Raw genomic sequence first — 26,298 nt, forward strand, 5'->3', positions numbered from 1 at the left:
CTCTCGCAAGTGCCAGGCGGGTTCGCCGAACAATGTAGCATTTGCGAGGAGCTGCCGAACGCTACCCGAGCCTTCGGCAACTCCAGCAGAGGACTTTCCAGCTAAGCGGTGCGCGGTGCTTCAACAGGCGGGGTGCCGTCGTGAAACATTGTTTTCAATTGAGCACGCAGTTCCGGTGAATCGGTGTGCTTGTGAACACTGACCGCATGCTGTGCAGCAGCCTCGAGCAGTTCGTTTTCAGAGTCTGCGCACAGAGCGACCGAGCATTTGGCATCACTTGGAAACTCGCGGCAGTCGATGTATTTACGCGCCATGATCTTCTCCTCCCTGCGACGAACGCAGGCCGCGGCCTGCGCGAATGGTCACTCGACGCGCCACCCCAGACATCAAACACGATTGCAGGTCGCACCGAGTGTGCCGACTCTTGAAGTATAGGCCCGGCCACAAGGCCCATCGTCACAGGTGGGAGTGGTTCAGGTTCTATAGGGTGTCTTTCGACTTCAAGGCAAATTCCACACAGTCCAGCAACTGCCCGAGCGCCCACGGTTTCTTGATGAACGACACCGAATGCCTGACCCCGGAACTTTCCGGGGTTTCAAAACCGGACATGATCATGATCGGTTTTTCGGGCCAACGGTCGCCAAACAGATTGGCCAGATCGGCGCCGTTGAGCTTGCCTGGCATGGTGATGTCCGTGAGCAACAAGCTAACCTGTCGTGCATGCAATTCCAGATATTCCGATGCAGCGTCTGCACTGATATGCGGTTCAACCACAAAGCCTTCTTCCTGAAGAATTTCGCAGAGAAATTCCAGGATCAGCGGGTCGTCCTCAACCACGAGAATCAACCCGCCAGCAAGGTGATCACCTGCTATCGATTCTGGACACATGATTTGCCACTCCCTGATCGCATCAATGATTTCGCGGGTTCAAATCCGCTACCTATCAGGTATGAGCAGCGGACTTCGCGGAAATTCATTTTTGATACAACCGGGAGGCGAAATCAGGCGCATACAGCGCTGCAGGGCGCCTGCCAACCAGGTTCTGGTCTCGACCAGGGGTGTGCGGATCAGTACGACGATGCGTCTTTTTTCATGCTGTCCTTGGACATCGCATCCTTTTTCATTCCGTCCTTGGACATGGCGTCTTTCTTCATCGCGTCCTTGCTCATGGAATCCTTGGACATGGCGTCCTTTTTCATCGTGTCTTTGTGCATCGCGTCTTTGGACATTGAGCCCTTGCTCATGCTGTCGTTGCTCATGCTGTTACTGGTTGCTGCATCAGCGGCAAACACGCTGGCGGCGCTAAACGCCAGGCACATGGACAGTACGGTGGTCGCTAACTTTTTCATGATGAAACTCCTTGAAGCACAGGTTGCGAAGCGCAGCGGGTGCTGCGCAGTGAAGTGGCCAGGCGCCATCAACTACCAGCAAACCAGTTGTAGCCCTGGTCTTCCCAGTAGCCACCCGGATAAGTGTTGGTGACGAAAAGCGCCTGAATATGTTTGGGGTTCTTGTAGCCCAGCTTGGTGGGCATGCGCAGCTTCATCGGGAAGCCGTATTCGCGCGGCAGCACCGCGCCGTCATAGGTCAGCGCCAGTAAGGTTTGCGAATGCAGTGCGGTGGCCATGTCGATGCTGGTGTAGTAGTCGTCCGCGCATTTGAAGCCGACATATTTGGCATCCGTGTCGGCACCGATCCGTCTCAGGAAGTCACTGAACCGTACGCCGCCCCAGCGCCCGATCGCGCTCCAGCCTTCGACGCAAATGTGTCGGGTAATCTGTTCGGTCTGGGCCATGGCGCGCAGTTCTTCCAGGCGCCAGCTGCGCTTGTCGGCGACCATGCCGGTCACTTCCAGTCGATAACCCTCTTCCTCCACCGTCGGCGCCTCGTCGATTCCGTAGAAGGCATTGAACGGAAACGGCCGGGTAATCATTGACTCGGGATAAGTCGGTGCCAGGGTATTGGGGTTGAACAACCAGCCCTGGACCCGATCGTTGAACCGGGACATGGAGGACAACGCGGTTTCGACGCTCTCGTTGTCGGTGAGGTTGCAGCCGGACAACATGGCCACGCCGCCGAGGGTCAGGCCGCGCATCAGGAACGAGCGTCGCGAGCGGTCCTCGATCTGCGGTGCGAGGATCTTTCTGGCATCCGTCAGGATGGACGACTCGTCCAGCCCTGAGCCTTGAATGCGCTTTTTCATACCACCTCCTTGCGACCGACAATCATGGCCCACAACGTTTTGGGAACCAGCGCGACCATCACCAGATGAACCGCGACAAAGGCCACCAACAGCGCCATCGCGATGAAGTGCACGTGCCGCGCGCTTTCGTAGCCACCCATCAGCTCACGCAACAGCGGAAACTGGACGGATTTCCACAACACCAGCCCGGAGATCACCAGCAGCGTGATGTCGACCATCACGAACAGGTACGCCACCCGTTGCACCTGGTTGTAATGACTCAGGTCGGCATGCCCCAATCGACCACGCAATGCCGCCCACAAGTCATGCAAAACCCCTTTGGGCGAAACCGGGAAAAAGCGCCGTTTCAGACGACCACTGACGAGGTTGATGATCAGGTAGACAAGACCGTTGACGGCCAGAAGCCACATCGCCGCGAAATGCCATTGCAACGCGCCAGCGAGCCATCCACCCAGGGTGATTTCTTTGGGAAAACTGAAGTCGTACAGCGGGGAAGCGTTGTAGATTCGCCAACCGCTGGTGACCATGACCAGCACCGCCAGTGCGTTCAGCCAATGGGTCAGCCGTAGCCAGCGGGGATGGCTGCTGACCGTGGGTGTAGCAGGTAACTGCGACATGATGGGCTCCCGGCGGTTGATCGTTGGAGCCGATTATGCGAGCCGACAGATCGCCAAATCCTCACGTAAAGTTAAATTAAACGTGATAACTACCCACCTATAACCTGTGGGAGTGAGCCTGCTCCCACAGTTTTTTTTGCATGGTCCGCCCTTGGCTCAATTGTGGTTAAAATGCCGCCCCCACAAATTGCTGGCCCTGCCCGATGAACGCTGACGCCCTTTCCACCCTCCACGACCACTTGCTGACAGCCCTGGCCACCGCCCCCGCCGAAACCCGCCGGCTGTTCCACGGCCGGGGCCGGTGCTGGCCGGGGCTGGAGCAATTGACGGTCGACTGGTTGCAGGGCGTGATGCTGGTGTCGCTGTTCAAGGAACCCGAAGCCTCGCAGCTGCAAGCGTTGAAACACAAACTGATGGACCTCACGCAATCGCCTGCGTGGACGCAATCCGGCGCGCATACCCTCTTGCTGCAACATCGCTACCTGCTGCAAAGCACCACCGAGTGGTTGTTGGGGGACGCGATCGACGAGATGACGATCACCGAGGGCGGCCTGCATTACCGGGTGGACCTGGGCCGCAAGCAGAACACCGGCCTGTTCCTCGACATGCGTTACGGCCGCGACTGGGTGCGGGCCAATGCCCAGGGCAAGCGCGTGCTGAATCTGTTCGCCTACACCTGCGGCTTTTCGGTAGCGGCCATCGAAGGGGGGGCGACGCACGTGGTCAATCTGGACATGTCCAGCCCGGCCCTGAGCCGTGGCCGCGACAATCACCGGCTCAACGGCCACGACCTGAGCAAGGTGACGTTCCTCGGTCATGACCTGTTCAAGTCCTGGGGCAAGGTGATCGGCAAGGGCCCTTACGACCTGGTGATCATCGACCCGCCGTCGTTTCAGAAAGGCAGTTTCCTGCTGACCAAGGACTACCAGCGCGTGCTGCGCCGACTGCCGGAACTGCTCAGCCCGCAGGGCACGGTACTGGCGTGCATGAACGATCCGGCGTTTGGTGCGGACTTCCTCATCGACGGCGTCACCCGGGAAGCACCGAGCCTGCGGTTCGAGCAAAGACTGGACAATCCGCCGGAATTTCCCGATGCCGATGTTGAATGCGGGTTGAAGGCGTTGGTGTTCAGGCTGGAGTATTGAGCACCAGGGCAAACAACTCACCATGCCCATTCACATTGAGCTTGTGATAGAGATTGCGCCGGTGCACCTTCACCGTTTCCGGGGAAATGCCCATCTGCTGGGCGATCGCCTTGCTTGAGAAGCCCTGGAGAATCAGGCGCGCCGTTTCGATTTCCCGCACCGACAGACGCGCGTCGAAACGATCCAGCAGGGTCGCCAGATCCCCGGCCACCGCCTCGGTTGCCGGTCCTTCCGGGGGCATCAGTTGCAGGTGACGGCGCATCGCCGCCAGCACCCAATCGCGCACGCAAAGCAGGCGGCCCTGCTCTTCAAGCGTGAATCGGGTCGAGCGTCCCAACGACAAACCGAGCACGGCGCCCTCGACGTTGACCATGAACTGCAACTCGTCGCCGCCCACCACGCTGCGGAAGTAGCTCAGGTAGTACTCGCTCTGCTGGAACTGGTCGGGGGCCACCGAATCGAGGCTGTGCAAGCCGTCGGCGATGCCGGCACAAGCGGCCTGATAAAACGGATCGAGCAGGTACATGCCGGCGCTGTAGTCCGTCAGGTCTTCATGCTCGGCAGCACCGCCCTTCGAGTCGAAATCGATCAGCAGGCGCGGCACCCGCCCGGCCCGCATCACCGCGACCAACGCGTTGTCCATCGGCACCAGCAGCCGCAGCGTATCGACCAGCGCGCGCCAGAACCCGTCCTGCCCCACGGCACCAAATACCCGCGCCAGCCCCTGGTGCACCGGTAACTCTTTCAACAACGCGTCCACGCCCTACCCCTTTCGAGTAACCCATGATGGGAATGGGTAAGTCCACTCCCGGTCGATACGCTGCAAGCACCTGATCATCACCGGCCTGCAGCAGGCCAGGAGTGCCGCATCATGAGTCGTCACCGCTCGTATATCAATCTTGGACTGGGCACCTGTCTGTCGGTCTCGCTATCGGCGGTTGCCGCCGACGGCCCGACGGTTCACGTCTACAACTGGTATGACTACATTGGCCCCACGACCCTGCAGGATTTCAAGCGTGACACCGGGATCGTGCCGGTCTACGACACCTTCGACAGCGCCGAAGTACTGGAGGGCAAATTGCTCACCAGCCGCAGCGGATACGACGTGGTGGTGGCCAGCAACTTCAGCTTGCCGACGCTGATCAAGGCCGGTGCACTGGCACCTCTGCCCCACGCGCAGATGCCCGATTTCAAAAACATGGACGCTGACCTGTTGGCGAAACTGGCCAAGAACGACCCGGGCAACCAGTACGCCGTGCCGTATCTGTGGGGCACCAACGGCATCGGCTACAACATCGACAAGGTCCGCGCCGCGCTGGGCGACAAGGCGCCGGTGGATTCCTGGGACCTGGTGTTCAACGAAGCCAACCTGGCCAAGCTCGGCGAGTGCGGCGTGGCCATGCTCGACTCGCCGGCCGAGATGCTGCCGGTCGCCCTGCACTACCTCGGCCTGCCACCCAACAGCACCAACCCCGAAGACTACAAAAAGGCCGAGGCACTGCTGCTCAAGCTGCGTCCGCACATTGCTTACTTCAACTCATCCAAGTTCATCAGCGACCTGGCCAACGGCAACATCTGCGTGGCGGTGGGTTGGTCCGGCGCGATGCTGGAAGCCAAGACCACTGCCGAACAGGCGAAGAATGGCGTGAAGATCGCCTACAGCCTGCCCAAAGAAGGCGCGCCGGTGTGGTTCGACACGTTGGTGTTGCTCAAGGACGCACCGCACCCGGTACAGGGTTTGGCTTTCATCGACTACCTGATGCGCCCTGAAGTCATCGCGCCGGTCAGTGATCACCTCTCCTACCCCAATGGCAACCGCAGCGCGACGCCACTGGTGGCCGAAGCGACCCGCAACAATCCGGCCGTGTATCCATCCGCTGAAGCCATGGCCACGTTATTCACCCTCCAGCCTCTGCCGCCCGCCACCGAGCGCGTGCGCACAAGGATCTGGAGCAAAGTCAAAAACGGTCAGTAACCGCGATGAAATCTGTAGCAGCTGCCGAGCTTGCGAGGCTGCGTTCGGCTGCGCAGCAGTCGTAAATCCGGTTAACGCGATCCTCCTGAAGCACCGCGTACTCAGAGTTTGCGACTGCTTCGCAGCCAAACGCAGCCTCGCAAGCTCGACAGCTGCTACGGGGATTGCGTTAGGCAATAATTTTTTAATGAATTGAAGATGAGAGAAACGATGAAACCACGTGCCCGCGACTTGAATATCCAGTTCGGCCAACTGCAACCCGGCCCACTCAACGCCATCACCGATGTGCCCGGCGTCCGGGTCGGTCACAGCAATGTGCGAGGACGCACCGCGAACGGCCGCGACATCCTGACCGGCGTCACCGTGATCGAACCGCGTGCCGGTTCTACCAGCCTGCAACCGTGCTTTGCCGGCGTCCATGTGCTCAATGGCAACGGTGATGCGACCGGTCTTGAATGGATTCGCGAAGCAGGCCTCTTGACCAGCCCGATCGCCTTCACCAACACCCACAGCCTGGGTGTGGTGCGCGATGCGCTGGTTGTGCTGGACCGTGAACAGCAGCCAGATGACGGGCGACTCTACTGGAACATGCCCGTGGTGCTGGAGACCTTCGACGGCCTGCTCAACGATATCAACGGTTTCCACGTGAAGCCTGAACATGTGGCCGAAGCGCTGCGCACGGCGGTGGGCGGTCCGGTGATCGAAGGCGCCGTCGGCGGTGGCAGCGGCATGATCTGCCACGAATTCAAGGGCGGAATCGGCACCGCTTCGCGACGTCTGAACAGTGCTCAGGGCGGCTGGACCGTCGGCGCCATCGTCCAGGCCAACCATGGCATCCGCAACGAACTGCGCGTCGACGGCTACCCGGTCGGGCGCTACATGGAACAGGCCGACTCGCCGTTCCTCAAGGCATCCTTGCCACATCCGGGCATGGGCTCGATTGTCGTCTGCCTGGCCACCGACGCGCCGTTGCTGCCGCACCAGTGCACGCGCCTCGCGCAGCGCGCCAGCCTCGGCCTGGCCCGCACGGGCGGTGGTAATGAAGACCACAGCGGCGACATCTTCATCGCCTTCGCCACTGGCAACCAGCACGTGCCGCCGGCCGCTTACGAGAACAAGCGTGCGCCGACCACCGACAACCTGAGCATGGTCAACAACGACCACATCAGCGAGTTGTTCCTGGCCGCCACCGAAGCCGTGGAGGAAGCGATCATCAATGCCTTGCTGGCCTCGGACACCGCCGAAGGCAATGGCCATGCGGTACCGGGTCTGGACGCCGGGACGCTGCTCAACGCCTTGCGTCGTGCGGGCTGGCCGGGTGAACAGGCCTGACAGGATTAAGGCATCTGGAGGCTGCAAAGAGCTCGCGACCGAGGTTTTTCGCAGCGTCCAGATGCACCGTCGGGTCCTGGATTTCCGATTCGAGCAGCAGCTCGGACGTCACCACCTGAGCACCGCAATAATCAAAAATCCCATGGTCGATCTGCGTCTTCATGGCCTCGGCATACCCGTGCCGGGCGTAGGTGGCAGCGTCAGCACCGCCGACACCGATCAGGTGAACCCGCAGATGACCGAGCTTCTTCTCCAGCTTGGCATCGGCAGTGAAATCGAACGCCCAACCGTTGGCGAACACCCGATCAATCCAGCCCTTGAGCAGCGCCGGCATCGACCACCAGTAGACCGGATAAACCAGCACCACCGCATCGGCGCGGTCTATCCGCGCTTGCTCGGCAATTACATCAGCAGGGGGCGGCGCTTCCCGGTGATGCACCGCCAGATCAGCGCCGCTGAACCTCGGATCGAACCCTTCAGCCGACAGGTCGGCTATTTCAAAGGTATGACCCGGATCGTCCTGGGCGATGCCCTGAGCGACTTGCGCAACCAGGCTATGGGTAAGCGAACGAGGATCGTGATGAGCGACAACGATAAGCGCGTGCATGCTGAAAACTCCTGATTGAGAGCACATGGCGGACCTTATATACTCTTGGTAAGTTACGATCAGTAAGTTACTTTTGGTACATAGACATGTCAACTACCGAAACAGATGCGCAAAATTCCACGCCGCAACCACGACGACGAATGTCCCGGGAGGATCGCCAACGCCAGTTGCTGGACGTCGCCTGGCAACTCGTTCGCGAAGAAGGCACAGACGCGCTGACATTGGGGCGACTTGCCGAGCAAGCCGGGATTACCAAACCGGTGGTGTACGATCACTTCACCACGCGCTCCGGGCTGTTGGCGGCGCTCTACCAAGACTTCGATGCCCGGCAGACAGCGCTGATGGATGCTGCACTTCAAAGTAGCGAACCGACTCTACCGGGCACCGCCAGGGTGATCGCTTCGTCATACGTCGACTGCGTGCTGCTTCAGGGCAACGAGATCCCCGGCGTCATCGCGGCACTAGCCAGCTCCCCGGAACTGGAGAAGATCAAGCGCGAGTACGAAGCGATTTTCCTGAATAAGTGCCGGACTGCCCTCGCCCCTTTCGCTGGCGCGGGTGAGATCAAGGTAGCGGGATTGCGGGCGATGCTCGGTGCAGCGGAAGCCTTGTCCCATGCTGCGGCAAATGGAGAGATCACTGCTGTGCAGGCGCAGGACGAACTGTACGAAACCATCACCGCCATGGTCGCAAGAAGTGCCCGTGGCGACCCCGGAAACATTGCGGAAACTGACGCCGAAAATGTTGCATACGACTAGCGGTACTTGAGCGCAAACCGCCAACTTTCTACGATAAATCTACGCAGCCGCTTGTTGACTCAAGCCGTTGCGTAAGTGGTGAGTGAAATGAACCCCTACCAAGCTCGCCACTTGTTTCACGCGCATCTTGAGCCTCGAGGGCTCTACTTCCTCCCCATCAAAGAGCTTTGAGGCTCTTTTTTTATCTGCATGATTTCCAGACACAAGAAAGCCCTTGGCACGTTGTTCGCACCAAGGGCTTTTTTTTGCGTTGAGTCGAAGCGACTAGACCAATCGCAGTCTAGGGGACGGGGCTGGCGCTGCACCTTCACCCAGCCGCTCCCGAACAAATTCATTGGCCTTGCGCGTCATCTGGTCCAGATGCCGGTCACGCTGTTTCTCCGCATCGAGCATGGCCCGCTTGCCGTGTTTTTGCAGCAGGTAGGTATGAATCTGCCGCACCTCCAGCGAGCTGTAGATCGGCGCCACGTCCAGCACGGCCATCAAGCCATCGGTGCCGTGGTCGCGGGTGTTCATCAGCACTTGAGTCGCGCGCACGCCCACCACCTGAAACCCCATTGCCTCAAAATACGGAACCTTGGCCACCGCGCACGTCAACTCGGCATGCGGATAGCGGCCGACCATTTCCTGCAACATCCGCCGGGCAATGCCTTGGCGCCGATGGCTGGCACTCACCGCCATGTACGCAACCCCGCATGCATCGGGATCGTCCTTGACCGGCAGGTACAACAGAAAGCCGATGACCTTCTCGGGGTCGTCTTCGTCGGTCGCGACGAGCAACTCCACCGCCATCCCTTTCACCCCGTTCAACGCCTCCAGATAAAGGTGAACCTCGTAGCCAATCGCGTACTGGTAAACGTTGTACAACAGGTTGCTCGGCGCGATAGCGACCATGCTGATGTCGGTCAGGTAATCGACCACCATCTGCAGGATCTGGCTATTGATGTGCTCGGGGCACGGGGTTTTGAAATGGGTGATCTGGGGCATTCGTGGCTCTGACTCTGGGGCGGACGTGAAGAGTGTGTTCGCGGACGTGCCTATCATAACGTGCTGACGTGGCCGAAGGTGGTATGACGCTCGTTCCCACGCTCCGCGTGGGAATGCAGCCCGGGACGCTCCGCGTCCCTTCCGGTGCCGAACGCAGAGCGTCCGTTGCGGCATTCCCACGCGGGAGCGTGGGAACGATCGTCGCCCGCCACTGATGCGCCAACCTCATGACTCGCGACGACCGTGCTACTGCTCCGGCGCAACCATGCGAAACCGGATATTGATCTTGTCGGAGACAACACCGTCGGCCCATTCCCCCTCGCCGATTTTGAAGTCGCTGCGCTTGAGCGTTAACTGGCCGTCGAAAATCCCGATGGCGTTCTCGGCCTTCAAAAGCACCGGCACCTCCACTTCACGGGTGATCCCCCTGAGCGTGAGTTTGCCGGTGATCGAGTAACGGTTGTCGCCCAGGACTTTCACGCCGGTCGATTCAAACGTCGCCACTGGATACGTTGCCGTGTTGAACCAGGCTGGCTTTTGCAATTCGCTGTTGGCGTCGCTGCTTCCGGCGTCGATGCTGTCGAGCTGGATGGTGAGCGCCGCCCGGCCTGCCGACGGGTTCGCCGTGTCGAAATCAAGCGTGGCCTCGAACTTGCGGAAGGTGCCGTATACCCGCGAAGAGAACTGTTTATAGGTGAAGGAAATCGTGCTGGCAGTTTCATTGACCTGGGTGTATTCAACCGCCTGGACACAAGGCAACGCGCCGAATGCAAGGGCGGCCACCAGCACGGCGCAGATCGGGAAGCGGTGTTTCATGGGACTCTCCGGTTGGGCTCCCGTCTTGAGCTGAGGCGCCGCACACGTGAGCCAGCGATAGGTGGACTAAAGCAAACAAACACCGTTAATTCCACCTGCCGCTCACACTTCCGACCACCTGTCGGCCCCACGCCAATGCTGTCCGATACGGCCGCTACCAGGGTGTTTAATGACTGTCCCAACTCACCGCATCGGGAGACCGGCCATGAAATTCGTCGTCATCGGAGGAAGCGGGCTGATCGGCAGCAAAGTCTGCAAGAACCTCCAGGACCTGGGGCATGAAGTCATCTCAGCGTCACCGAGTACCGGCATCAACGTCATCACCGGCGAAGGCCTGGCGCACGCGCTCAAGGGCGCCGATGTGGTGGTCGATGTGGCCAACTCCCCTTCATTCGAGGATCACGCGGCGTTGCATTTCTTTGAAACCGCCGGGCATAACCTGTTCGCTGCCGAGAAGGTAGCCGGCACCAAACACCATGTCGCCCTGTCCGTCGTGGGCACCGAACGGATGCTCGACAGTGGTTACTTCCGGGCCAAAATGGCCCAGGAAAAACTCGTCAAGGCCTCGGGCGTTCCCTACACCATCCTGCGGGCCACGCAGTTCTTCGAGTTCATTGGTGCCATTGCTTACTCGGGTCGCGAGGACGGCAACACCATCCATTTAACGTCCGCCGCGTTGCAACCTGTGGCCTCGGTGGATGTCGCCGCTGCTCTGACGGCTATCGCTCAAAAAGCGCCGACCCATCAGACCGTAGAAGTGGCCGGGCCGGATCGCCGGCCCATTGTCGAGTTCGTGAATGCGTACCTGAAACACACCAAGGACCCGCGCGAAGCCGTCCCGGATGACACGGTTCCTTACTTCGGCGCCCCGATCGATGACAAGTCCCTCACGCCCGGCGATAACCCTATCGTCGGAGCGACCCGGTTTGAAGATTGGCTAGAGACTGCACATCCCTCTTGAGTCGCCAGTGGCGATGATGACCAGCGGGTCCAGGAACTGAACCCGCTCTCATCGTTCAGGTATCAGTTCTTCACAGGCAACGGCTTGCAAGCAAATCGGGCTGCGATAGGATGGCTTGCGGATTTTCGATAGCGACTCGCATGGCGAGAAGGATTGCTGATGTTCATTGGACGACTCGCCGGGCTCACCGGTTGTACCCCGAAAGCCATTCGACTTTACGAACAGATGGGGTTGATCCCGGAACCGGATCGTCAGGGTCGATATCGCATCTACACCTCACATCACCTCACGCTCGTGCGCCTGATCCGCCGGGCGCAGATCGCCGGTTTCAAGCTCGCCGAAATGGTGCCACTCATCGCGGCGAAGACCACATTGCAAGCCTTTCCCTTGGTACTGGCCAACGAGGCGATCGACCTCAAACGCCAACAAATTTTCGCGAAAATAGCCGACATGCAGGCCTTGGCTGATCACCTCAGCGAACTCAAAAGCGAGATCAATTGCCTTTTTGAACCGGGCACAGTGATAACGCCTCATAGCGATGCGTCGAGCGCTGGCCTAGATAGATAAACGTCGATTGCAAGGCATCTTGTGGCGCTCGTGGACAAAAGCCCAATTCGGTCCTGGCCTTGGTGATGGCGTATTCCTGCTTGACGCCGTGGAACATCCTGACCTGACTGAGCAACAGTTGCGCTGGCCGACCGGTCAAGCCGGCCCAACGCTCCTGCATCCACGCCACCGCGACCAACAACCATTTGGGCGCCAGCGGTGGCAGGCGATAGCCCGGTGAAACCTCGTTCGCGGCATCAATGATCTCGGCCAGTGAAGAGGACCGTTCATTCGCCAGAATGTAGCGCTGCCCTGACCGGCCTTTTTCTGCCGCGAGGATCATCCCGAGGGCGACATCTCGCACGTCGACAAAATTGAAATGAAAGCCTGGGTCCAGAGGCATTTGTCGCAACCTGACCGAATCGACAAACTTCAGGGTGTCAGTCAGCTTGGCCGCGTTGGGGCCGATCATCGCCGAGGGCAACACCGAGACCATCCAAAGGTTCAGGGCCTGCGCCGTATGCCAGGCCATTTTCTCCGACAGGATCTTGGACGCGTAATAGGCATTCTGGTCCTCGTCGTTCCAGTGCTCTTCATCGAGCTTCTGCCCGTTCTGACCGATGGCCGCAACGGAACTGACATACACCACGCGCTTGACCCCAGCCTTAGCCGCCGCCTGCAAAACGCGACGTGTTCCTTCCACATTCGGTTGGATAATCTCGGCGTGCGGATGCCTCGCCCAGTGCTTGAACACCGCCGCGACCTGAAACAACAGGTCCACCCCGTTCAACGCCTCGAGCATGGCCGCTTCGTCGAGCAGTTCGGCATACACCCTTTCGCAATCCAGCCCCTCGAACGCCGCCGAATCGTTCACATCACGAACCCCGGCGCGGACTCGGTAACCCTGATCGAGCAAGGCTCTGACCAAGGTATTGCCTAAATGCCCATTGGCCCCTGTGACCAGACATAACTGACTCATACAACCCTCCCTCTCGCTTGAACAACATCCGTTTTGGCGAAGACGACCTTAGGCTCTGTCCCGTGGGACAGAGTCAAGCAGTACGCGATCACGCGGCCATTGGATTGCCGAATCAACGGGTCACCGACGAAGAATTTTCCTCCTGTTTCTGACTCAAATAAGACACAGACCGCTCAGTCGTGCCGATCAAAACCGACGCACTGCGCATTGGGCAATCCACCCTCATGGGGATGACGTCCATGAACACCACTTCCCAAGACATACCGGACACCCTTTATGGCTCACACAGCCACATTGACGAGGCCGCCATCGCCCCGCTGCTGCGTCAATACGCCGAGCCCCTGCCGGATCTGGAGGCCAAAACCTTTGGTGAAATGTTCGACCGCTACGCTGATGCGCGGGTGGTGATGATCGGTGAAGCCAGCCATGGCACTTGCGACTTTTATCGAGCCCGGGCTGCGATCACCCAACGACTGATCGAGCAGCACGGCTTCAATATCGTAGCGGTTGAAGCCGACTGGCCAGACGCAGGTCATGTCGACCGATATGTGCGGGGGCTGGTGCCCTCGGCCTGGAAACGGCATATCTTCAGCCGGTTTCCGACCTGGATGTGGCGCAACACCGATGTGAGAGCGTTCGCCCATTGGCTCCATCGGTACAACCACCAGCAAGCTCCTGAATCTCGCGTCGAGTTTCGCGGTCTGGACGTTTACAGTTTGCGAAACTCCATTCATGAGGTGCTGAGTTATCTGGAAAGGACTGACCCGCACCTGGCACACGAAGCAAGGCGTCGTTATGGCTGTTTGACCCCTTGGCAGGATGATCCTGCGTTGTACGGCCATTTTGTCGAACGCAATGGCCTGATGCCCTGCGAGCAGGCCGTGGTCGACCAACTCAATGTCATGCTGGCCGAACAACTGGCCGGGCTTGTCCAATCCGACGAGGCGTTCTTCAATGCGGCGCAAAACGCCCGGGTCGTGCGGGCGGCGGAACAATACTATCGAGCGATTTATCGAGGTTCGACCGCCTCCTGGAACCTGCGTGACCGCCACATGTTCGACACCTTACAGGCCCTGCTGGAGCATCGCGGCCCAAAAGCCAAAGCGCTGGTGTGGGCCCACAACTCCCATATCGGCAATGCGGCGGCCACGGAAATGGGCTGGAAAGGTCAGTTCAATATCGGTCAGCTGTGCCGCAACGCGTATGGCCGCCATGTCGTGCTGATCGGCATGAGCACCGACCGCGGCCAGGTAGCAGCCGCCGATGACTGGGATGGCGAGATGCACATCAAGGACATCCGCCCCTCTCGTCCAGACAGCTGGGAGCATCAGTTCCTCAAGGCTGGTGTCCCGGCTTCATTGACCGATTGGCGAGATCCGCAGCGAAAAGACCTGCTTCGAGCCCTGTCCAAACCTTTGCTGGAGCGGGCCATCGGGGTGATTTACCGCCCCGACAGCGAGCGCAGCAGTCATTACTTCGAAGCGGTGCTGGCCGAACAGTTTGATGCAATGGTCTGGATTGAACAGACCCGTGCGGTGACGGCACTGGCGCTGCCGAAAAGCCAGGAACTGGAGCCCGAAGACGACACCTTCCCGTTTGGTGTGTAACACCGGGAGTATCACCTGTCAGGCAGTGCGTTTTCGCTTTCGCGACCTGGGCTCACGTATCCGAACGCCCCTGAGCTGTGGCGTCGCTGGCGGATTCTCGCTGCCAGGCCCGCTGCAACAGCTTGATGACCTCGGCATCCGAGGTCTGGGTAAAGTCCATGTACCAATGGCCGATCGACATCAGCCAGTCGGGAATGATCGGGCATATCAGCTCATCCACCTCACTGCGCAACGCCTCCGCCGTCTCGATCGGCGCCACCGGCACGGCGACGACGATACGCGACGGCGCCTGCGCACGTACCGCCTGGATCGCCGCCATCATCGAGGCGCCTGTTGCCAGGCCGTCGTCGATCAGGATCACCACCTGATCCTTGAGTTGCAAAGGCGCGCGCGTTCCCCGGTAAACCTGCTCGCGGCGTAACAGCTCGCGGGTTTCCCGTGCGACCACTTCATCGAACGTGGCCGGATCAATCGGGTGAACCCGCAGCGCCTGTTCATTGAGGATTTGTATGCCGCCGCTGGCGATGGCGCCCATGGCAAACTCTTGATGAGACGGAACACCCAGTTTGCGCACCAGCATCAGGTCCAGACGAACGTCCAGTGCCGCGGCCACTTCATAGGCCACCGGCACACCGCCACGGGGCAAGGCGAGAACGATGACATCGGGGCGATGGGCGTATTGGCGCAACGGTTCTATCAGCCGTCGACCGGCAGCGGCCCGGTCTTGCAGGATGGTGGGCGATGAGGGACTCATTTGAAAACCTCCTCAGGCGATCACACCTGTCGGTTCGCATCACAGGGTCACTAGCGAAGTGTCGGTCTGACGGAGCTGACATCAAGTTCAGTCTGAAGGCCCTCTAGACCGCCAAAATGCTGCAAGGCACCTGATACAGAATATGTTCGGTCGTGCTGCCCAGAAGCTTGCCCACCCCATGGGACTGGACTCTGCCCATCACAATCACATCCACTTGATGCGCGTTGGCGAACTCGCTCAGGACCTTAACGGGATGTCCCTCGATGAAATGCCGACGATCAGAGGGCACACCGAATCGACCGGCCAACTTGAGGAATGATTTTTCCAGGTCTTTGCGCAGCGCTTTCGTGAGCTCAGCCAGGGTCAAACCGCCCATGTCCGCCAGGAACGCGGCCGAAATATTGCAGGCGTACAGCAAATGCAACTCGGCATCACACTGCAGGGCGAGACCGCACGCTTGCTGGATGATCCGGTCATTCAGTTCATCGTCGCAAGACGCAGCATCCGACACTTCCACCGCTGCGATGACCTTGCGTGGCAACACGTAACCGCCGCCGCCCAACAGATAAAGCGGTATCGGACAATGACGCAGCAAATGCCAATCCAGAGGCGTGAAAAAAGCGCGTTTAAGCGCTGATTCGTGCTGAACCTCCTTGATCAACAGGTCAGGCTGCATTTCCATGACGTGATCAAGAATGGCTTCGCGCATACCATCAGCCCAAGCCACCTCAGTGGTGGTGTTGATGCCCCCGCTACGCAGAGTTTTTGCCTGAGCCTTGAGCCAATCCTCATGATCCTGCCGATAGCGCTCTCGAGCACTTTCCCGATCGCCAGATTCGAGCAGCGACAACATATCCAACGATGGAATCAAGGCGGCGATATGCAAACTTGCACCGCAGGTCATGGCCAGCGCGGCGGCATGGTTTATTGCCTGGGAATGGCGCAGGGCCGGGTTGATGATCAGTAACAACCGTTGATACTGGCTCATGATCTGCCTCCAGTGGGGTGGGTCTTCGGCGCTCGCTGTCCATCGACCGTTGCCGAGGCCGAATCCAGATTCCTCCTCCAGCATTTCCCTGCCGTTGATCTACATCAAACACCTGTATAAAGCATAGACACCCGTCGAAACGGCGTGATCGCGCTCACCCCTTGACGTTCGACCTGACCGCCAGAATGCTGCCCGGCACCGAGTACAACGCCCGCTCGGTGTTGCTGCCGATCAACCGGTCGACACCCACCCGATGCACGGTGCCCATCACCACCACATCGGCCAGGTATTGCTCGACAAACTCACTGATCACCGGCACCGGCAGGCCCATGACGAAATGCCGTCGCTCCGGCGGCACACCGTATCGATCCGCCAGGGTGACAAACGCCAGGTGCAAGGATTGGCGCAGCTCCTCAACGAAATCCGCCCCCCAGCCACCGCTGATCAACGGTGCATCACCATTGAAAGCCGGCGACAAGTCATAGGCATAAAGCAGGTGCAGCGGCGCATCGCATTGCAGCGCCAATGCGTTGGCGGTCTGGATGATGGTGTCGTTCAGGCCACTGATCTGGGTCGAGGGGTCGAGCGGGTCCACCGCGGCGACAACCCGGTGCGGCAAGCTGTAACGGGTCTGATTGACCAGGTGCACGGGGACCGGGCATTCGCGCAGCAAGTGGCAATCGAGCGGGGTGATGAACACTCGCCTGAGTACCGGTTCCAACATGACATCCTTGATCAACAGGTCCGGCTTGAGCTCTTCGACAGTTTTCAAGATGTCGGGCAGTGGATGGGTCGTGAAGACCACTTCGACCGTCACCTCCAGCCCCTGACCGCTGAGCTGCTCGATCTCGTCGGCCACCCAGCGGCGATAGCGGCGCAAATAGCGTTGATAGCCTGCGTCGTCGGTTTTCTCTTCCCACAAATGCACGATCGGCACCGGTTCGACAAAGGCCCGCACGTCCAGCGCAGCCCCGCTCGCCTTGGCCAGCGCGACGGCACGGAGCATGGCTGGAGACTGGTGCAGGGTTTGATCGGCGATCAGCAACAAACGTTGATATTGACCCATCACACACCTCGGCTCGACACCGGCCCTCAAGCGCCGGCAAATCCAAGACTGCTCCCGTTGCCCCTTGCCCCGGGTTGATTTACATCAAACATGAGCCAATGAGTGCCTGGTATCGCGACTTTCTGATCCAGATCAGATTCAAGCGCCGCTGGCGGGGTAAAAAGGAATGAACCGCGTGGTTGAATACCGCGCGCCAGCCTTTCAAACCGGATGGAGGATCACCGATGCTCACTGTCAAAGACCACAATGATCGGGCGGCGGCTGCCTACGCGGCAGTGACCGGACAATACTGGATTGAAGCGCTCAAGGATGGCCGTCATGTGCTGATCCGGCCGCTGGCGGAAAAAGACCGCGAACGTGAATACGCCTTTATCAAGCGCTTGTCCCCCCAGTCCCGGCATATGCGCTTTCTCGCGCAGATCAACGAACCCGGCGCCGCCATGCTCAACCAGTTGATGGACACCGACAACAAACAGCGCCTGGCCTACATCGCGCTGGTTCATGAAAACGGCCAACTGATCGAGATCGGCGTCAGCCGCTACGCCGCCACCGGCGAACACGAATGTGAATGCGCCGTAACGGTCGCCGATGAATGGAAGCACCTGGGGCTGGGCACGTTACTGATGGAGCATCTGATCAAGGCCGCCCGCAAGAACGGTTTTCGCCAGATGTATTCGGTGGATGCCTCCAGCAACGTGCCGATGCGCGACCTGGCCAAAGCCCTGGGTTTCGAGACACACAACGATCCCGATGACAGCTGTCAGGTCATCCATCGTCTGTCCCTGTAAAAAAGCACCCCGTGATGATCCGGCCAACGGTTCATCGCGGGGTGCCCACTAATGCGCGCCCAACCTCAGCGCCAGCCAAACCGGGTGACCACACGTCGGGCAGCCCGCGCCGTCACACGCCGGTTTGATGCAGATCAAACCGCAAATCCCGGCCAGCGGCAGCATCGGCATCAAGTACCCACATCCAAGGCCATTCGGGCCAGCGTTTGATTTAAAGGAGAGTGTCATGTCCGAGCAATCACGTTTCATGCTGGTCGCTTCGCCCCTGATGGAAAACAGCCCTGCTTTCGACCGCGCCGCCGCGCTGGCCAAGGCTGAAGATGCAGCGCTGCACATCGTGGCCTTCGATTACCTGGAAGGCCTGGCGACCGCCGGCATGGTCAATGAACAGGCCCTGGAGCAGATGCGCCTGGGGTATGTCGAGCGCCATCGTCAGTGGCTGGAAGAACAGGCTCGCCCGTTGCGCAAAATCGGCGTGACCGTCACCACGGAAGTGGTTTGGGTTGAACGCCCCTTGCAGGAAATCCTGATCCACCTCAAAGAGCAGCCGATGGCCGTGCTGATCAAAGCGCTGGAACCCTCGTCGCGGCTGTCGCGGATGATGTTTACGCCCCTGGACATCCACTTGCTGCGCGAATGCCCGGTACCGCTGCATTTTGTCAGCCATGTACAGCATGCCTTGCCGCGCAGGATTGTCGCGGCAGTCGACCCCTTCCATCGCGACGGTCAATACAAAGGCCTTAATGACCGCATCCTGCATGAAGCGGTGAAACTGGCGACGGCGTGCAACGCACAAGTCGACGTCCTCTACGCCTATGACCTGTCGTCAATCGGCGCCGATGAATTCGGCTTCGACAACGCTTCCGCGTTCTTTTCCTCGAGCAACGCCAAGACCCTGTTCGATGCACAGGGCGAGGTCTTCAATGACTTGGCCGAGCGCAACGGCATCCCACCGGAGCGACGCCACATGGTCATGGGCAACCCGGCCAAGGTTCTGGCCAGTTACGCCGATGCCTATAACGTCGACGTGATTGTCATGGGGCGCGTCGGCCATAACGGCCTGGAGCGGCTGATTGGCAGCACGGTGGAACACCTGCTGTACAAAATGCCCTGCAGCGTCTGGGTGGTGGCGCCGGAAGAACTGGCTGATTGGGGAGTGTCATAAATTTCAGCACGTTAATGTCACTGTCCGGCACCGCCCTCAGCCTTCGACCGTCGACGCGAGCGCAAACCCGACGCAGACTTCGAATCCATCCGTTCGACCTGTCGCCGGCGATACCAGCCGTATTTTCGCGTTGACGCCCTGCACAATGGTTTTGGCAATCGCCAACCCCAACCCTGAACCGCTGGTTTCACTGTTGCCCCGCACAAAGCGCTCGGTAAGGCGCTGCAACACCGGCTCGGGCACCGGCGGGCCACCATTGACCACACGCAGCAGCGCCTGGTCGGTGAGGCTGACTTCGACCGGTTGATCCGCGGCGCCATACTTGAGCGCATTCTCGATCAGGTTGCGCAACAGGATGGCGAAGGCGTCCGGATCAATCGTCGAATACACGCTCGGCTGGGTTGGCAGGTGCAACTCGATCCGGTGCCCACTGTTGTGGTTCCACTCATCGACCACATGGGCCAACAACGGAATGAGGTCCTGGGGCGTTTCGGACAACAGCCCTCCTCCCTCGGCCTTGGCCAGCTGCATGAGTTTTTCCGAGAGCCGCGCCAGTTCGCGCAACGAGGTTTCGATTTTAGCCGCGCGTAACCGCAACGGGCCTTCAGGCGCTTCGTGACGCAAACGCTGGATCTGCGCCAGGGTCGCGGCCAGTGGCGTGCGCAGTTCATGGGCGCTGTTGGCCGTAAAGCTGCGCTCGGCCTCCAAAGCCTTGCGCAAGCGCTCCAGCAGATGATTGACCGCCTCGGCCAACGGCGCGATTTCCGCCGGCAGTCGCGCCACGTGGATCGGCGACAGATCACCCACGCCGCGAGCCTCCACGGCACGACGATAGGCCAATACACTGCGCAAGCTGATGCGCACAAACATCCAGGTGCCAAACAGGCTGATGGGAATCAGCGCCAATAACGGCAACAACAAGGCAAGCAACGCTTCCCGCGCGGCTTCACGGCGATGTTTCAGAGGTTCGGCGATTTCGATGAACACCGTCTCACGCAGCGCACTGGCGCCGTACAGACGGTATTTTTTAGTGGTTGAAAAGCCTTCGGCCGGTTGTTTGTTGAAGATCTTCGGGTTGGCGTCGTGGGACTGCATCAGGATCTCACCCTTGGCATCGCGCACCAGATACGTCAGGTATTCATTGTGCATTTTCAGGGTGGCGACATGCTGCGTTTCACGGGGGTTTTCCCGGTTGCTGATTTCCAGCACGGCCAGGGGCAGGATGCGCTGCGCGGTCTCTTCCAGCGCACTGTCGAACGCCTCGTTCAATTCATGTCGCACCACCAGCCAGGCGCCGACGGTCGCCGCCAGCCAAAGTAAGGTCGTGCCCAGCGTCAATCCCAGGCCGAGACGTTTTTGCAGGCTTGACGACGGCTTCATGCGGACATCAACCGATAGCCCATGCCCCGCACGGTTTCAATCAGGTCGCGCCCGAGTTTTTTACGCAGACGGCTGATATAGACCTCGATGGTATTGCTCTCGATTTCGGCGCCGAAGGCATACAGCCGTTCTTCTAGCTGCGACTTGGACAGCAGCGCGCTGGGGCGCTGCACAAACGCCTCGAACAGCGCCCATTCCCGCGCCGTGAGGTCCACCGTCGCACCGGCCCGCTGCACCGTACGGGCACTCATGTCGACCTGCAAATCACCGAGCTTGATCTGCGGATTGGGGTTGCCGCTATAACGCCGGGCCACCGCCGCCACACGGGCCGAAAGTTCAAACAGGTCGAACGGTTTGACCAAGTAGTCGTCGGCGCCCGCGTTGAGGCCCGCGATGCGTTCGGAAATCTGATCCTGGGCAGTCAGGATAATCACCGGGGTCACGTCCCCTGCCGAGCGTTGCTGACGCAAAAAATCCAGCCCACGACCGTCCGGGAGCATCAGGTCCAGCAGGATCAGGTCGTAAGGCGTGGTGCGCACGCTGTTGCGCGCATGGTCCAGGCGCTGCACCCAATCGACTGCGTGGCCGTCATCGGCGATCTGCTCGCGCACCGCCTCCCCCAACCCGGGTGCGTCCTCGACCAATAAAACCCGCATCTGGCACCTCCTGTGATGGTTGTCGTGCAGCACCTTAAACGCCTTACCTGACGTGAATCTGAAGATTCAGCTGGTTGTCAGGAATGCACCTTAGGGTATGTCACAGACGCCGACCTCGGCAGGAGACAGATCATGAAATCAGGTTTTATTGCCAACGCCGCGCTGTTGAGCCTGCTGCTCAGCGGTTACACCCTGGCCGATGACGACTGCAGCGACCCGGTGAGCGACTGGCAACCGCGCGAAACCTTGCGCCAGCAGGTTGAGCGGCAATACGGCTGGAGCGTGCAGCGCATCAAGGTCGACGACGGTTGTTACGAGCTCAAGGGCTTGGACCGCAAGGGTAATGCCATCGAAGCCAGCTATTCACCGGCATCGCTGCGCCTGCACACCCTCGAGATCCATTTCCGGGACGACGGCGATGCCAGGGACTACCTCGGCACTCCGCTCAGCGAATGACGCCTCACCTGTCGATGAGTTTTTCCTGCGTTTCAGGTTGCTGTCAGCAAGCAGGTCCAGGCTCTCGACCTAACGATCAAAAGGACACCGCCATGAAAAAGATCATCGCAGCAACTTGCCTCGTCGGCGCCATTGCCCTGCCGGGGCTGGCCCAGGCCCGTGAAGTGACCTTGACCACACAGCTCAAGGACTACAGCGGCAACGATGCCTACCTGGCGATCTACGTCACCGACGCCAATGGCCAATACCAGAAAACCCTCTGGGTGGCCGGCAAGAAGGCCAAATATTACAAGCACCTGGGCGACTGGGCCCGTGGCAGCGGGATGAACCCAAGCGAGTTTGACGGGGTCAGCGGCGCCAGTGTCGGCAGTGGGCGCACGCTCAAAGTCAGCGTCGAACTGGCAGACACCCTGATTGATGCGGGGTATCAGATCCGCATCGACAGCGCCGTCGAGGACAAACGTGACGCCCGCGCCGATGTCAGCGTACCCCTGACGTCCAAGGGTGCAGGCAAGCCAGCGACCGGCAGTACCTACGTCGACTCCTTTACTTACGATCTGTAGCACCCGCCATTACTGGAGGCTGAACATGCTTCGCCAGTTCCATTCCCTACCTGGCCTGATCGCCGCCCTGTTGGTCATGTTGTTGGCCATCAGCGGCGCGATCCTGTCTGTCGACCCGGCGCTGGAACGCCTGCACAGCACGTCCACTCCTGCCGGACAACTCAACGTCGGCCAACTGGCCGGGCGCGTTGCCAGCCACTTTCCCGGCGTGGAGCAGATCCAGCGCACAGCGTCCGGGACGGTCATCGTCTACTACAACCAGAACGGCCAGGCTGGGGCGCAAAAGGTCGACCCACTGACCGGCCAAGGCCTCGCCCCTTACGAGCCCTCCGCGTTCTCACGTTGGGTGAAAGAGCTGCACCGCTCGATGTTCCTTGGTACGCCGGGCCATGGTGTGTCGGGTGTCGGCGCGCTGTTCATGCTGATGCTGTCGGTGTCCGGTGCGCTATTGCTGGCCCGACGCCTGGGTGGCTGGCGCAACCTGCTGCGGCCACTGCGCGGCACCTTCAGCCAGCGCTGGCATGCTGAAGTCGGGCGACTGGCCTTGCTCGGGCTGCTGCTGTCGGCATTGAGCGGGCTCTACATGTCCGCCACCACCTTTGGTTTTATCGCCGACGGCAGTCAGAGTGAGCCCGCCTTCCCCGCCCACGTCAGCGCCGGCCCGGCCTTGCCGGTGGCGAAGCTGCAAGCCTTGCAGGCCACCGACCTGAACGACCTGCGCGAGCTGGTCTACCCAAGCCCTGGCAACCCGCACGATGTGTTTTCCCTGCGCACGGCCCAGGGCGACGGCTACGTGGATCAGGCCAGCGGCGCCTTGTTGTCCTATCAAGCCCATGACTCGATGCACAACCTCTACGAATTGATCTATCAGTTGCACACCGGCGAAGGCCTCTGGTGGCTGGGTCTGCCGCTGGGGCTCTGCGCCCTCTGCGTGCCATTGATGAGCGTGACCGGCATCCTGTTGTGGTGGCGCCGCCGCAAGGCTGGCCCGAACATCCGCCACAACAGCCCTGCCCACTGCGCCGACAGCGTGATTCTGGTGGGCAGTGAAAACAACAGCACCTGGGGCTTTGCCAACACCTTGCATGAAGCCTTGCACCAAAGCGGCCATCAGGTGCATAGCGCGGCGATGAATGAATGGGTTGGCGATTACCGCAATGCCCAACGGGTGTTCATCCTCACCGCGACCCATGGTGACGGCGATGCGCCGGCCTCGGCTTCGCAGTTCCTGGCCCGGCTGGGCAAAACCGGCCTCAAGCCTGGCCTGCCCTTTGCCGTGCTGGGCTTTGGCGACCGCCAGTTTGCGCAGTTCTGTCAGTACGCCCATCAGGTGCAGGACGCAATGTTGCAGGCCGGTGGCTCGCCATTGCTGGAGCTGGAAACCATCAACCGCCAATCCTCTCAGGAGTTTGCGCGCTGGGGCCACGCGTTGGGCGAAGTGTTGGGGCAGGACCTGACGCTGGTTCACACCCCGCAGCAGCCGCGTACCCATCAATTGCAGCTGACAGAGCGGATTGCCTATGGCGAACAGGTGAATGCGCCGACCCACATACTGCGCTTCAAAGCCTGCGGCGAGCTGCCGGAGTTTCTGGCCGGCGACCTGGTCGGGATTCTGCCTCCGGGCAGCCCGATCCCTCGCTTCTACTCGCTGGCCAGCGGTTCGCAGGATGGCGTGCTGGAGATCTGTGTGCGTAAACACAACGGCGGCATGTGCTCGGAATTCCTTCATGGCCTGGACATCGGCGCGCAGATCGAAGCCTTTATCCAGCCCAACCCGCAATTTCGGCCGGCATCGGGCACGCACCCGGTGATCTTGATCGGCGCCGGTACCGGCATCGGTCCCCTGGCCGGTTTTATCCGCAACAACAAGGCCCGACACCCGATGCACCTGTATTGGGGCGGGCGCAACCCTGACTCGGACTTCCTCTATGAACCGGAGCTCAACCAATACCTGTCGGACCGACGCCTCACGGCACTGCGCGCCGCCTTCTCTCAGGTTCAGGACCGCAGCTACGTACAAGACCGGTTGATCGGCGATGCCCTGGCCTTGCGCCGACTGATTGAAAAAGGTGCCCAGGTGCTGGTGTGCGGCAGCCGCGAAATGGCCAAAGGCGTGATGCAGGCCCTCGATGAAGTGTTGGCACCTCTGAACCTGAGTGTGCTGACGCTCAAGGCACAAGGACGCTACCGTGAAGACGTCTACTGAGTTGCTGCGCTATAGCCTGAACGGCGAAACCATGGGCACCCGCTACACCGCCCTGTTTTATGCCGGGGCCGGGATCGATACCGACGACGTTGGCCATCGCCTGGCGCACGCCGTGGCCCGGGTGGACCAGCAAATGTCCACCTGGAAACCCGACTCGGACCTCAACCGCCTCAACGCCGCCCCCGAGCAGGAATGGGTGGCCGTGCCCAAGGAACTGGCCACGGTGCTGTCTGCTGCGTTGCGTGTCAGTCAGCAATCCGGCGGCGCCTTCGACATCGCTGTCGGTGATCTGGTTAACGCCTGGGGGTTCGGCCCCGGGGAGCAGACGGTCACAGAGCAGGCGGTCGGCACGATTGCGTCCCACGCCCGGCTGTTAGCCAGCGCCGCGTTGGTGGTTGACGCGCAACGCAATCAGGTGCGCAAGCGCATGCCGCTGAACCTTGATTTGAGTGGCATCGCCAAAGGTTTTGGCGTGGATGAACTGGCGCGTTGCCTGGAGGGTTTGGGCATCACCCGCTACTTGGTCGGCATCGATGGCGAGATGCGCGCCCGGGGCGTCAAACCTGACGGCCAGTGCTGGGTCGTGGCCCTGGAAAAGCCCAACCGGGGCGTGCGGGAAGTCATGGGCGTGATGGAACTTGGCGATGCCGCTATCGCGACCTCCGGGGACTATCGACATTGGGTGGACGTGGCCGGTCAGTCCTATGCTCATACCATGAACCCGGCGACCGGCGCGCCGCTGTGCAACCCGCTTGCCGCCGTCACCGTGGTGGCGGCCTCGTGCATGCTCGCCGATGCCTGGGCCACGGCGCTGATGGTCCTGGGCGAAACCGAGGGCCCGCGCCTGGCTCAGGAGCGCGGGATGGACGCGTTGTTCGTGCTGCGCGAGGGTGAACAATTCAAAGAAATATCCATTGTCGGCGGCCAGTTGCAGGCGCAGATTGAAACCCGCTGACGCCGATTGCCGGACCGCTTGGAACCCGTCCTACTTGAACCGCCCAATGACAGGGAGTCCCGTTAAACAATGAAATTCATGCACAGGCACACCGAGGCACACCGAAGCGATCGTATCGGCTGGCTCCGCGCCGCTGTCCTGGGCGCCAACGACGGGATCGTCTCCACCGCCAGTCTGCTGATCGGCGTCGCGGCCGCCAACGCCAGCCACGCCACGTTGCTGGTCACCGGTATGGCGGGGCTGATGGCCGGCGCCATGTCCATGGCCGCTGGCGAGTACATTTCCGTGCACTCCCAGGCCGATACCGAGCGCGCCGATCTGTCCCGCGAACGGGCAGAACTGGCGAGCGACCCGAAAGCCGAACACATCGAACTCGCCAACATCTACATGCATCGCGGCGTATCACCCGAACTGGCGCATCAAGTGGCCGATCAATTGATGGCCCATGACGCATTGGGCTCTCACGCCCGGGACGAGCTGGGCATCAGCGCCACCCTCACCGCCAAACCCTTGCAGGCCGCCCTGGCCTCCGCCGCCAGTTTCGTGGTGGGTGCCGCGTTGCCTCTGGCCGTGACTTTTTTCGCGCCGCAGCACAGCGTCGGGCCCTGGATATCGGTCATGTCATTGGTGTTTCTTGGGACATTGGGCGCCATTGCCGCCAAGGCAGGCGGGGCCAAGGTTCTGACCGGCGCCTGGCGGGTGACATTCTGGGGGGCTCTGGCCATGGGGATTACGGCACTGGTGGGGCACTTGTTTGGCGCAGTGGTCTAGAGGGGGCGCCCTGCAAA

29 protein-coding genes are annotated in these 26,298 nt (G+C 60.4%); 14 read left to right on the top strand and 15 right to left on the bottom strand.

Translation table 11 applies throughout. From position 1 onward, the window contains the following. Nucleotides 1-101: 101 nt before the first annotated feature. The 5 genes from ACQ4OB_RS09065 to ACQ4OB_RS09085 all read right to left on the bottom strand — a co-directional run bounded on the left by ACQ4OB_RS09065 (nt 102) and on the right by ACQ4OB_RS09085 (nt 2,820). Nucleotides 102-314 carry a DUF1059 domain-containing protein gene (locus ACQ4OB_RS09065; RefSeq protein WP_074877933.1) on the bottom strand — a complete coding sequence of 71 codons (213 nt, stop codon included), beginning with the start codon at nt 312-314 and terminating at the stop codon, nt 102-104. A 166-nt stretch (nt 315-480) separates the two neighbouring features. Next, nucleotides 481-888 carry a response regulator gene (locus ACQ4OB_RS09070; protein ID WP_074877935.1) on the bottom strand — a complete coding sequence of 136 codons (408 nt, stop codon included), beginning with the start codon at nt 886-888 and terminating at the stop codon, nt 481-483. Nucleotides 889-1,067: 179 nt separating this feature from the next. Beyond that, complete coding sequence (locus ACQ4OB_RS09075) at nt 1,068-1,349, bottom strand: pentapeptide MXKDX repeat protein (protein ID WP_074877936.1); 282 nt, start codon at nt 1,347-1,349, stop codon at nt 1,068-1,070. Nucleotides 1,350-1,417: 68 nt separating this feature from the next. Next, complete coding sequence (locus tag ACQ4OB_RS09080) at nt 1,418-2,203, bottom strand: molybdopterin-dependent oxidoreductase (protein ID WP_430955532.1); 786 nt, start codon at nt 2,201-2,203, stop codon at nt 1,418-1,420. Next, nucleotides 2,200-2,820: a cytochrome b/b6 domain-containing protein gene (locus tag ACQ4OB_RS09085; protein ID WP_074877941.1), complete on the bottom strand. Its 621-nt coding sequence runs from the start codon at nt 2,818-2,820 to the stop codon at nt 2,200-2,202. Before ACQ4OB_RS09085 ends, ACQ4OB_RS09080 begins: the two co-directional genes overlap by 4 nt. Before the next feature lie 203 nt (nt 2,821-3,023). On the opposite strand from ACQ4OB_RS09085, the gene ACQ4OB_RS09090 reads away from it, so the two are divergent. Continuing rightward, on the top strand, nt 3,024-3,965 hold the full coding sequence (locus ACQ4OB_RS09090) for a class I SAM-dependent methyltransferase (protein ID WP_430955533.1): 942 nt from the start codon (nt 3,024-3,026) through the stop codon (nt 3,963-3,965). On the opposite strand, the gene ACQ4OB_RS09095 is transcribed toward ACQ4OB_RS09090, so the two are convergent. Further along, the gene (locus ACQ4OB_RS09095) at nt 3,949-4,725 is read right to left on the bottom strand and encodes a helix-turn-helix transcriptional regulator (RefSeq protein ID WP_076027811.1); all 777 of its coding nucleotides are present in this window, start codon (nt 4,723-4,725) and stop codon (nt 3,949-3,951) included. The genes ACQ4OB_RS09090 and ACQ4OB_RS09095 overlap by 17 nt on opposite strands. Nucleotides 4,726-4,836: 111 nt before the next feature. Between ACQ4OB_RS09095 and ACQ4OB_RS09100 the strand changes: the two genes are divergently transcribed. Together ACQ4OB_RS09100 and ACQ4OB_RS09105 are read left to right on the top strand one after the other, a co-directional pair. After that, entirely contained in the window at nt 4,837-5,940 is a 1,104-nt protein-coding gene (locus ACQ4OB_RS09100; protein WP_430955534.1) for a polyamine ABC transporter substrate-binding protein, read from the top strand. A 210-nt stretch (nt 5,941-6,150) separates the two neighbouring features. After that, on the top strand, nt 6,151-7,272 hold the full coding sequence (locus ACQ4OB_RS09105) for a P1 family peptidase (protein ID WP_430955535.1): 1,122 nt from the start codon (nt 6,151-6,153) through the stop codon (nt 7,270-7,272). On the opposite strand, the gene ACQ4OB_RS09110 is transcribed toward ACQ4OB_RS09105, so the two are convergent. Next, a complete protein-coding gene (locus ACQ4OB_RS09110; protein WP_430955536.1) occupies nt 7,229-7,879 on the bottom strand; it encodes an NAD(P)H-dependent oxidoreductase in 651 nt (216 codons plus the stop codon). The genes ACQ4OB_RS09105 and ACQ4OB_RS09110 overlap by 44 nt on opposite strands. 86 nt (nt 7,880-7,965) lie before the next feature. Here ACQ4OB_RS09110 and ACQ4OB_RS09115 point away from each other — a divergent pair, with 86 nt between their 5' ends. Beyond that, complete coding sequence (locus tag ACQ4OB_RS09115; protein ID WP_430955537.1) at nt 7,966-8,637, top strand: TetR/AcrR family transcriptional regulator; 672 nt, start codon at nt 7,966-7,968, stop codon at nt 8,635-8,637. 264 nt (nt 8,638-8,901) lie between these two features. On the opposite strand, the gene ACQ4OB_RS09120 is transcribed toward ACQ4OB_RS09115, so the two are convergent. After that, nucleotides 8,902-9,624: a GNAT family N-acetyltransferase gene (locus tag ACQ4OB_RS09120; protein ID WP_074877950.1), complete on the bottom strand. Its 723-nt coding sequence runs from the start codon at nt 9,622-9,624 to the stop codon at nt 8,902-8,904. 246 nt (nt 9,625-9,870) lie between these two features. After that, nucleotides 9,871-10,440, bottom strand: a complete 570-nt coding sequence (locus ACQ4OB_RS09125; protein WP_430955538.1) for a YceI family protein — start codon at nt 10,438-10,440, stop codon at nt 9,871-9,873. Between the two features lie 205 nt (nt 10,441-10,645). On the opposite strand from ACQ4OB_RS09125, the gene ACQ4OB_RS09130 reads away from it, so the two are divergent. Together ACQ4OB_RS09130 and ACQ4OB_RS09135 are read left to right on the top strand one after the other, a co-directional pair. Further along, nucleotides 10,646-11,401, top strand: a complete 756-nt coding sequence (locus ACQ4OB_RS09130; protein WP_430955539.1) for an SDR family oxidoreductase — start codon at nt 10,646-10,648, stop codon at nt 11,399-11,401. Between the two features lie 159 nt (nt 11,402-11,560). Then, complete coding sequence (locus ACQ4OB_RS09135; RefSeq protein ID WP_074877957.1) at nt 11,561-11,968, top strand: MerR family transcriptional regulator; 408 nt, start codon at nt 11,561-11,563, stop codon at nt 11,966-11,968. On the opposite strand, the gene ACQ4OB_RS09140 is transcribed toward ACQ4OB_RS09135, so the two are convergent. Next, nucleotides 11,895-12,926 carry an NAD-dependent epimerase/dehydratase family protein gene (locus tag ACQ4OB_RS09140; RefSeq protein ID WP_430955540.1) on the bottom strand — a complete coding sequence of 344 codons (1,032 nt, stop codon included), beginning with the start codon at nt 12,924-12,926 and terminating at the stop codon, nt 11,895-11,897. The genes ACQ4OB_RS09135 and ACQ4OB_RS09140 overlap by 74 nt on opposite strands. A 239-nt stretch (nt 12,927-13,165) precedes the next feature. On the opposite strand from ACQ4OB_RS09140, the gene ACQ4OB_RS09145 reads away from it, so the two are divergent. Next, a complete protein-coding gene (locus ACQ4OB_RS09145; protein WP_430955541.1) occupies nt 13,166-14,533 on the top strand; it encodes an erythromycin esterase family protein in 1,368 nt (455 codons plus the stop codon). 52 nt (nt 14,534-14,585) lie between these two features. Here ACQ4OB_RS09145 and ACQ4OB_RS09150 read toward each other — a convergent pair whose 3' ends face one another. The 3 genes from ACQ4OB_RS09150 to ACQ4OB_RS09160 all read right to left on the bottom strand — a co-directional run bounded on the left by ACQ4OB_RS09150 (nt 14,586) and on the right by ACQ4OB_RS09160 (nt 17,341). Then, nucleotides 14,586-15,287, bottom strand: coding sequence for a phosphoribosyltransferase (locus ACQ4OB_RS09150; protein ID WP_430955542.1), 702 nt, complete (start codon nt 15,285-15,287; stop codon nt 14,586-14,588). A 103-nt stretch (nt 15,288-15,390) separates the two neighbouring features. After that, nucleotides 15,391-16,275 (bottom strand): universal stress protein, encoded by an 885-nt coding sequence (locus ACQ4OB_RS09155; protein ID WP_074877962.1) that lies wholly within the window; start codon nt 16,273-16,275, stop codon nt 15,391-15,393. 154 nt (nt 16,276-16,429) lie between these two features. Then, complete coding sequence (locus ACQ4OB_RS09160) at nt 16,430-17,341, bottom strand: universal stress protein (protein ID WP_430955543.1); 912 nt, start codon at nt 17,339-17,341, stop codon at nt 16,430-16,432. A gap of 224 nt (nt 17,342-17,565) precedes the next feature. Between ACQ4OB_RS09160 and ACQ4OB_RS09165 the strand changes: the two genes are divergently transcribed. Continuing rightward, complete coding sequence (locus tag ACQ4OB_RS09165; RefSeq protein ID WP_102614180.1) at nt 17,566-18,129, top strand: GNAT family N-acetyltransferase; 564 nt, start codon at nt 17,566-17,568, stop codon at nt 18,127-18,129. A 226-nt stretch (nt 18,130-18,355) separates the two neighbouring features. Continuing rightward, a complete protein-coding gene (locus ACQ4OB_RS09170) occupies nt 18,356-19,294 on the top strand; it encodes a universal stress protein (protein ID WP_076027823.1) in 939 nt (312 codons plus the stop codon). Nucleotides 19,295-19,330: 36 nt separating this feature from the next. Here the strand turns inward: ACQ4OB_RS09170 and ACQ4OB_RS09175 are convergent, their stop codons facing one another. Next, entirely contained in the window at nt 19,331-20,674 is a 1,344-nt protein-coding gene (locus ACQ4OB_RS09175) for a sensor histidine kinase (protein WP_430955544.1), read from the bottom strand. Next, nucleotides 20,671-21,330, bottom strand: coding sequence for a response regulator transcription factor (locus ACQ4OB_RS09180; RefSeq protein WP_074877971.1), 660 nt, complete (start codon nt 21,328-21,330; stop codon nt 20,671-20,673). Before ACQ4OB_RS09180 ends, ACQ4OB_RS09175 begins: the two co-directional genes overlap by 4 nt. Before the next feature lie 132 nt (nt 21,331-21,462). On the opposite strand from ACQ4OB_RS09180, the gene ACQ4OB_RS09185 reads away from it, so the two are divergent. From ACQ4OB_RS09185 to ACQ4OB_RS09205, 5 genes are all read left to right on the top strand, one after another. Further along, on the top strand, nt 21,463-21,786 hold the full coding sequence (locus tag ACQ4OB_RS09185; protein ID WP_430955545.1) for a PepSY domain-containing protein: 324 nt from the start codon (nt 21,463-21,465) through the stop codon (nt 21,784-21,786). 92 nt (nt 21,787-21,878) lie between these two features. Continuing rightward, on the top strand, nt 21,879-22,349 hold the full coding sequence (locus tag ACQ4OB_RS09190) for a DUF2271 domain-containing protein (protein WP_111448816.1): 471 nt from the start codon (nt 21,879-21,881) through the stop codon (nt 22,347-22,349). A 25-nt stretch (nt 22,350-22,374) separates the two neighbouring features. Further along, entirely contained in the window at nt 22,375-24,555 is a 2,181-nt protein-coding gene (locus ACQ4OB_RS09195; RefSeq protein WP_430955546.1) for a PepSY domain-containing protein, read from the top strand. Continuing rightward, a complete protein-coding gene (locus tag ACQ4OB_RS09200; RefSeq protein WP_430955547.1) occupies nt 24,539-25,510 on the top strand; it encodes an FAD:protein FMN transferase in 972 nt (323 codons plus the stop codon). The genes ACQ4OB_RS09195 and ACQ4OB_RS09200 overlap by 17 nt, the downstream gene beginning before the upstream one ends. Before the next feature lie 69 nt (nt 25,511-25,579). Further along, a complete protein-coding gene (locus tag ACQ4OB_RS09205; protein WP_074877979.1) occupies nt 25,580-26,281 on the top strand; it encodes a VIT1/CCC1 transporter family protein in 702 nt (233 codons plus the stop codon). The last annotated feature ends 17 nt before the right edge of the window (nt 26,282-26,298 follow it).

Source organism: Pseudomonas sp. ES4 (assembly GCF_050586665.1).
GTDB classification, from domain to species: domain Bacteria; phylum Pseudomonadota; class Gammaproteobacteria; order Pseudomonadales; family Pseudomonadaceae; genus Aquipseudomonas; species Aquipseudomonas frederiksbergensis.

Coding starts and splice junctions, on each gene's coding strand:
- ACQ4OB_RS09165 (WP_102614180.1), top strand. CDS start 17,566: ATGCTCACTGTCAAAGACCACAATGATCGGGCGGCGGCTGCCTACGCG.
- ACQ4OB_RS09120 (WP_074877950.1), bottom strand. CDS start 9,624: ATGCCCCAGATCACCCATTTCAAAACCCCGTGCCCCGAGCACATCAAT.
- ACQ4OB_RS09105 (WP_430955535.1), top strand. CDS start 6,151: ATGAAACCACGTGCCCGCGACTTGAATATCCAGTTCGGCCAACTGCAA.
- ACQ4OB_RS09205 (WP_074877979.1), top strand. CDS start 25,580: ATGAAATTCATGCACAGGCACACCGAGGCACACCGAAGCGATCGTATC.
- ACQ4OB_RS09190 (WP_111448816.1), top strand. CDS start 21,879: ATGAAAAAGATCATCGCAGCAACTTGCCTCGTCGGCGCCATTGCCCTG.
- ACQ4OB_RS09125 (WP_430955538.1), bottom strand. CDS start 10,440: ATGAAACACCGCTTCCCGATCTGCGCCGTGCTGGTGGCCGCCCTTGCA.
- ACQ4OB_RS09115 (WP_430955537.1), top strand. CDS start 7,966: ATGTCAACTACCGAAACAGATGCGCAAAATTCCACGCCGCAACCACGA.
- ACQ4OB_RS09090 (WP_430955533.1), top strand. CDS start 3,024: ATGAACGCTGACGCCCTTTCCACCCTCCACGACCACTTGCTGACAGCC.
- ACQ4OB_RS09100 (WP_430955534.1), top strand. CDS start 4,837: ATGAGTCGTCACCGCTCGTATATCAATCTTGGACTGGGCACCTGTCTG.
- ACQ4OB_RS09075 (WP_074877936.1), bottom strand. CDS start 1,349: ATGAAAAAGTTAGCGACCACCGTACTGTCCATGTGCCTGGCGTTTAGC.
- ACQ4OB_RS09085 (WP_074877941.1), bottom strand. CDS start 2,820: ATGTCGCAGTTACCTGCTACACCCACGGTCAGCAGCCATCCCCGCTGG.
- ACQ4OB_RS09080 (WP_430955532.1), bottom strand. CDS start 2,203: ATGAAAAAGCGCATTCAAGGCTCAGGGCTGGACGAGTCGTCCATCCTG.
- ACQ4OB_RS09150 (WP_430955542.1), bottom strand. CDS start 15,287: ATGAGTCCCTCATCGCCCACCATCCTGCAAGACCGGGCCGCTGCCGGT.
- ACQ4OB_RS09195 (WP_430955546.1), top strand. CDS start 22,375: ATGCTTCGCCAGTTCCATTCCCTACCTGGCCTGATCGCCGCCCTGTTG.
- ACQ4OB_RS09160 (WP_430955543.1), bottom strand. CDS start 17,341: ATGGGTCAATATCAACGTTTGTTGCTGATCGCCGATCAAACCCTGCAC.
- ACQ4OB_RS09130 (WP_430955539.1), top strand. CDS start 10,646: ATGAAATTCGTCGTCATCGGAGGAAGCGGGCTGATCGGCAGCAAAGTC.
- ACQ4OB_RS09140 (WP_430955540.1), bottom strand. CDS start 12,926: ATGAGTCAGTTATGTCTGGTCACAGGGGCCAATGGGCATTTAGGCAAT.
- ACQ4OB_RS09065 (WP_074877933.1), bottom strand. CDS start 314: ATGGCGCGTAAATACATCGACTGCCGCGAGTTTCCAAGTGATGCCAAA.
- ACQ4OB_RS09185 (WP_430955545.1), top strand. CDS start 21,463: ATGAAATCAGGTTTTATTGCCAACGCCGCGCTGTTGAGCCTGCTGCTC.
- ACQ4OB_RS09070 (WP_074877935.1), bottom strand. CDS start 888: ATGTGTCCAGAATCGATAGCAGGTGATCACCTTGCTGGCGGGTTGATT.
- ACQ4OB_RS09135 (WP_074877957.1), top strand. CDS start 11,561: ATGTTCATTGGACGACTCGCCGGGCTCACCGGTTGTACCCCGAAAGCC.
- ACQ4OB_RS09145 (WP_430955541.1), top strand. CDS start 13,166: ATGAACACCACTTCCCAAGACATACCGGACACCCTTTATGGCTCACAC.
- ACQ4OB_RS09180 (WP_074877971.1), bottom strand. CDS start 21,330: ATGCGGGTTTTATTGGTCGAGGACGCACCCGGGTTGGGGGAGGCGGTG.
- ACQ4OB_RS09170 (WP_076027823.1), top strand. CDS start 18,356: ATGTCCGAGCAATCACGTTTCATGCTGGTCGCTTCGCCCCTGATGGAA.
- ACQ4OB_RS09175 (WP_430955544.1), bottom strand. CDS start 20,674: ATGAAGCCGTCGTCAAGCCTGCAAAAACGTCTCGGCCTGGGATTGACG.
- ACQ4OB_RS09110 (WP_430955536.1), bottom strand. CDS start 7,879: ATGCACGCGCTTATCGTTGTCGCTCATCACGATCCTCGTTCGCTTACC.
- ACQ4OB_RS09155 (WP_074877962.1), bottom strand. CDS start 16,275: ATGAGCCAGTATCAACGGTTGTTACTGATCATCAACCCGGCCCTGCGC.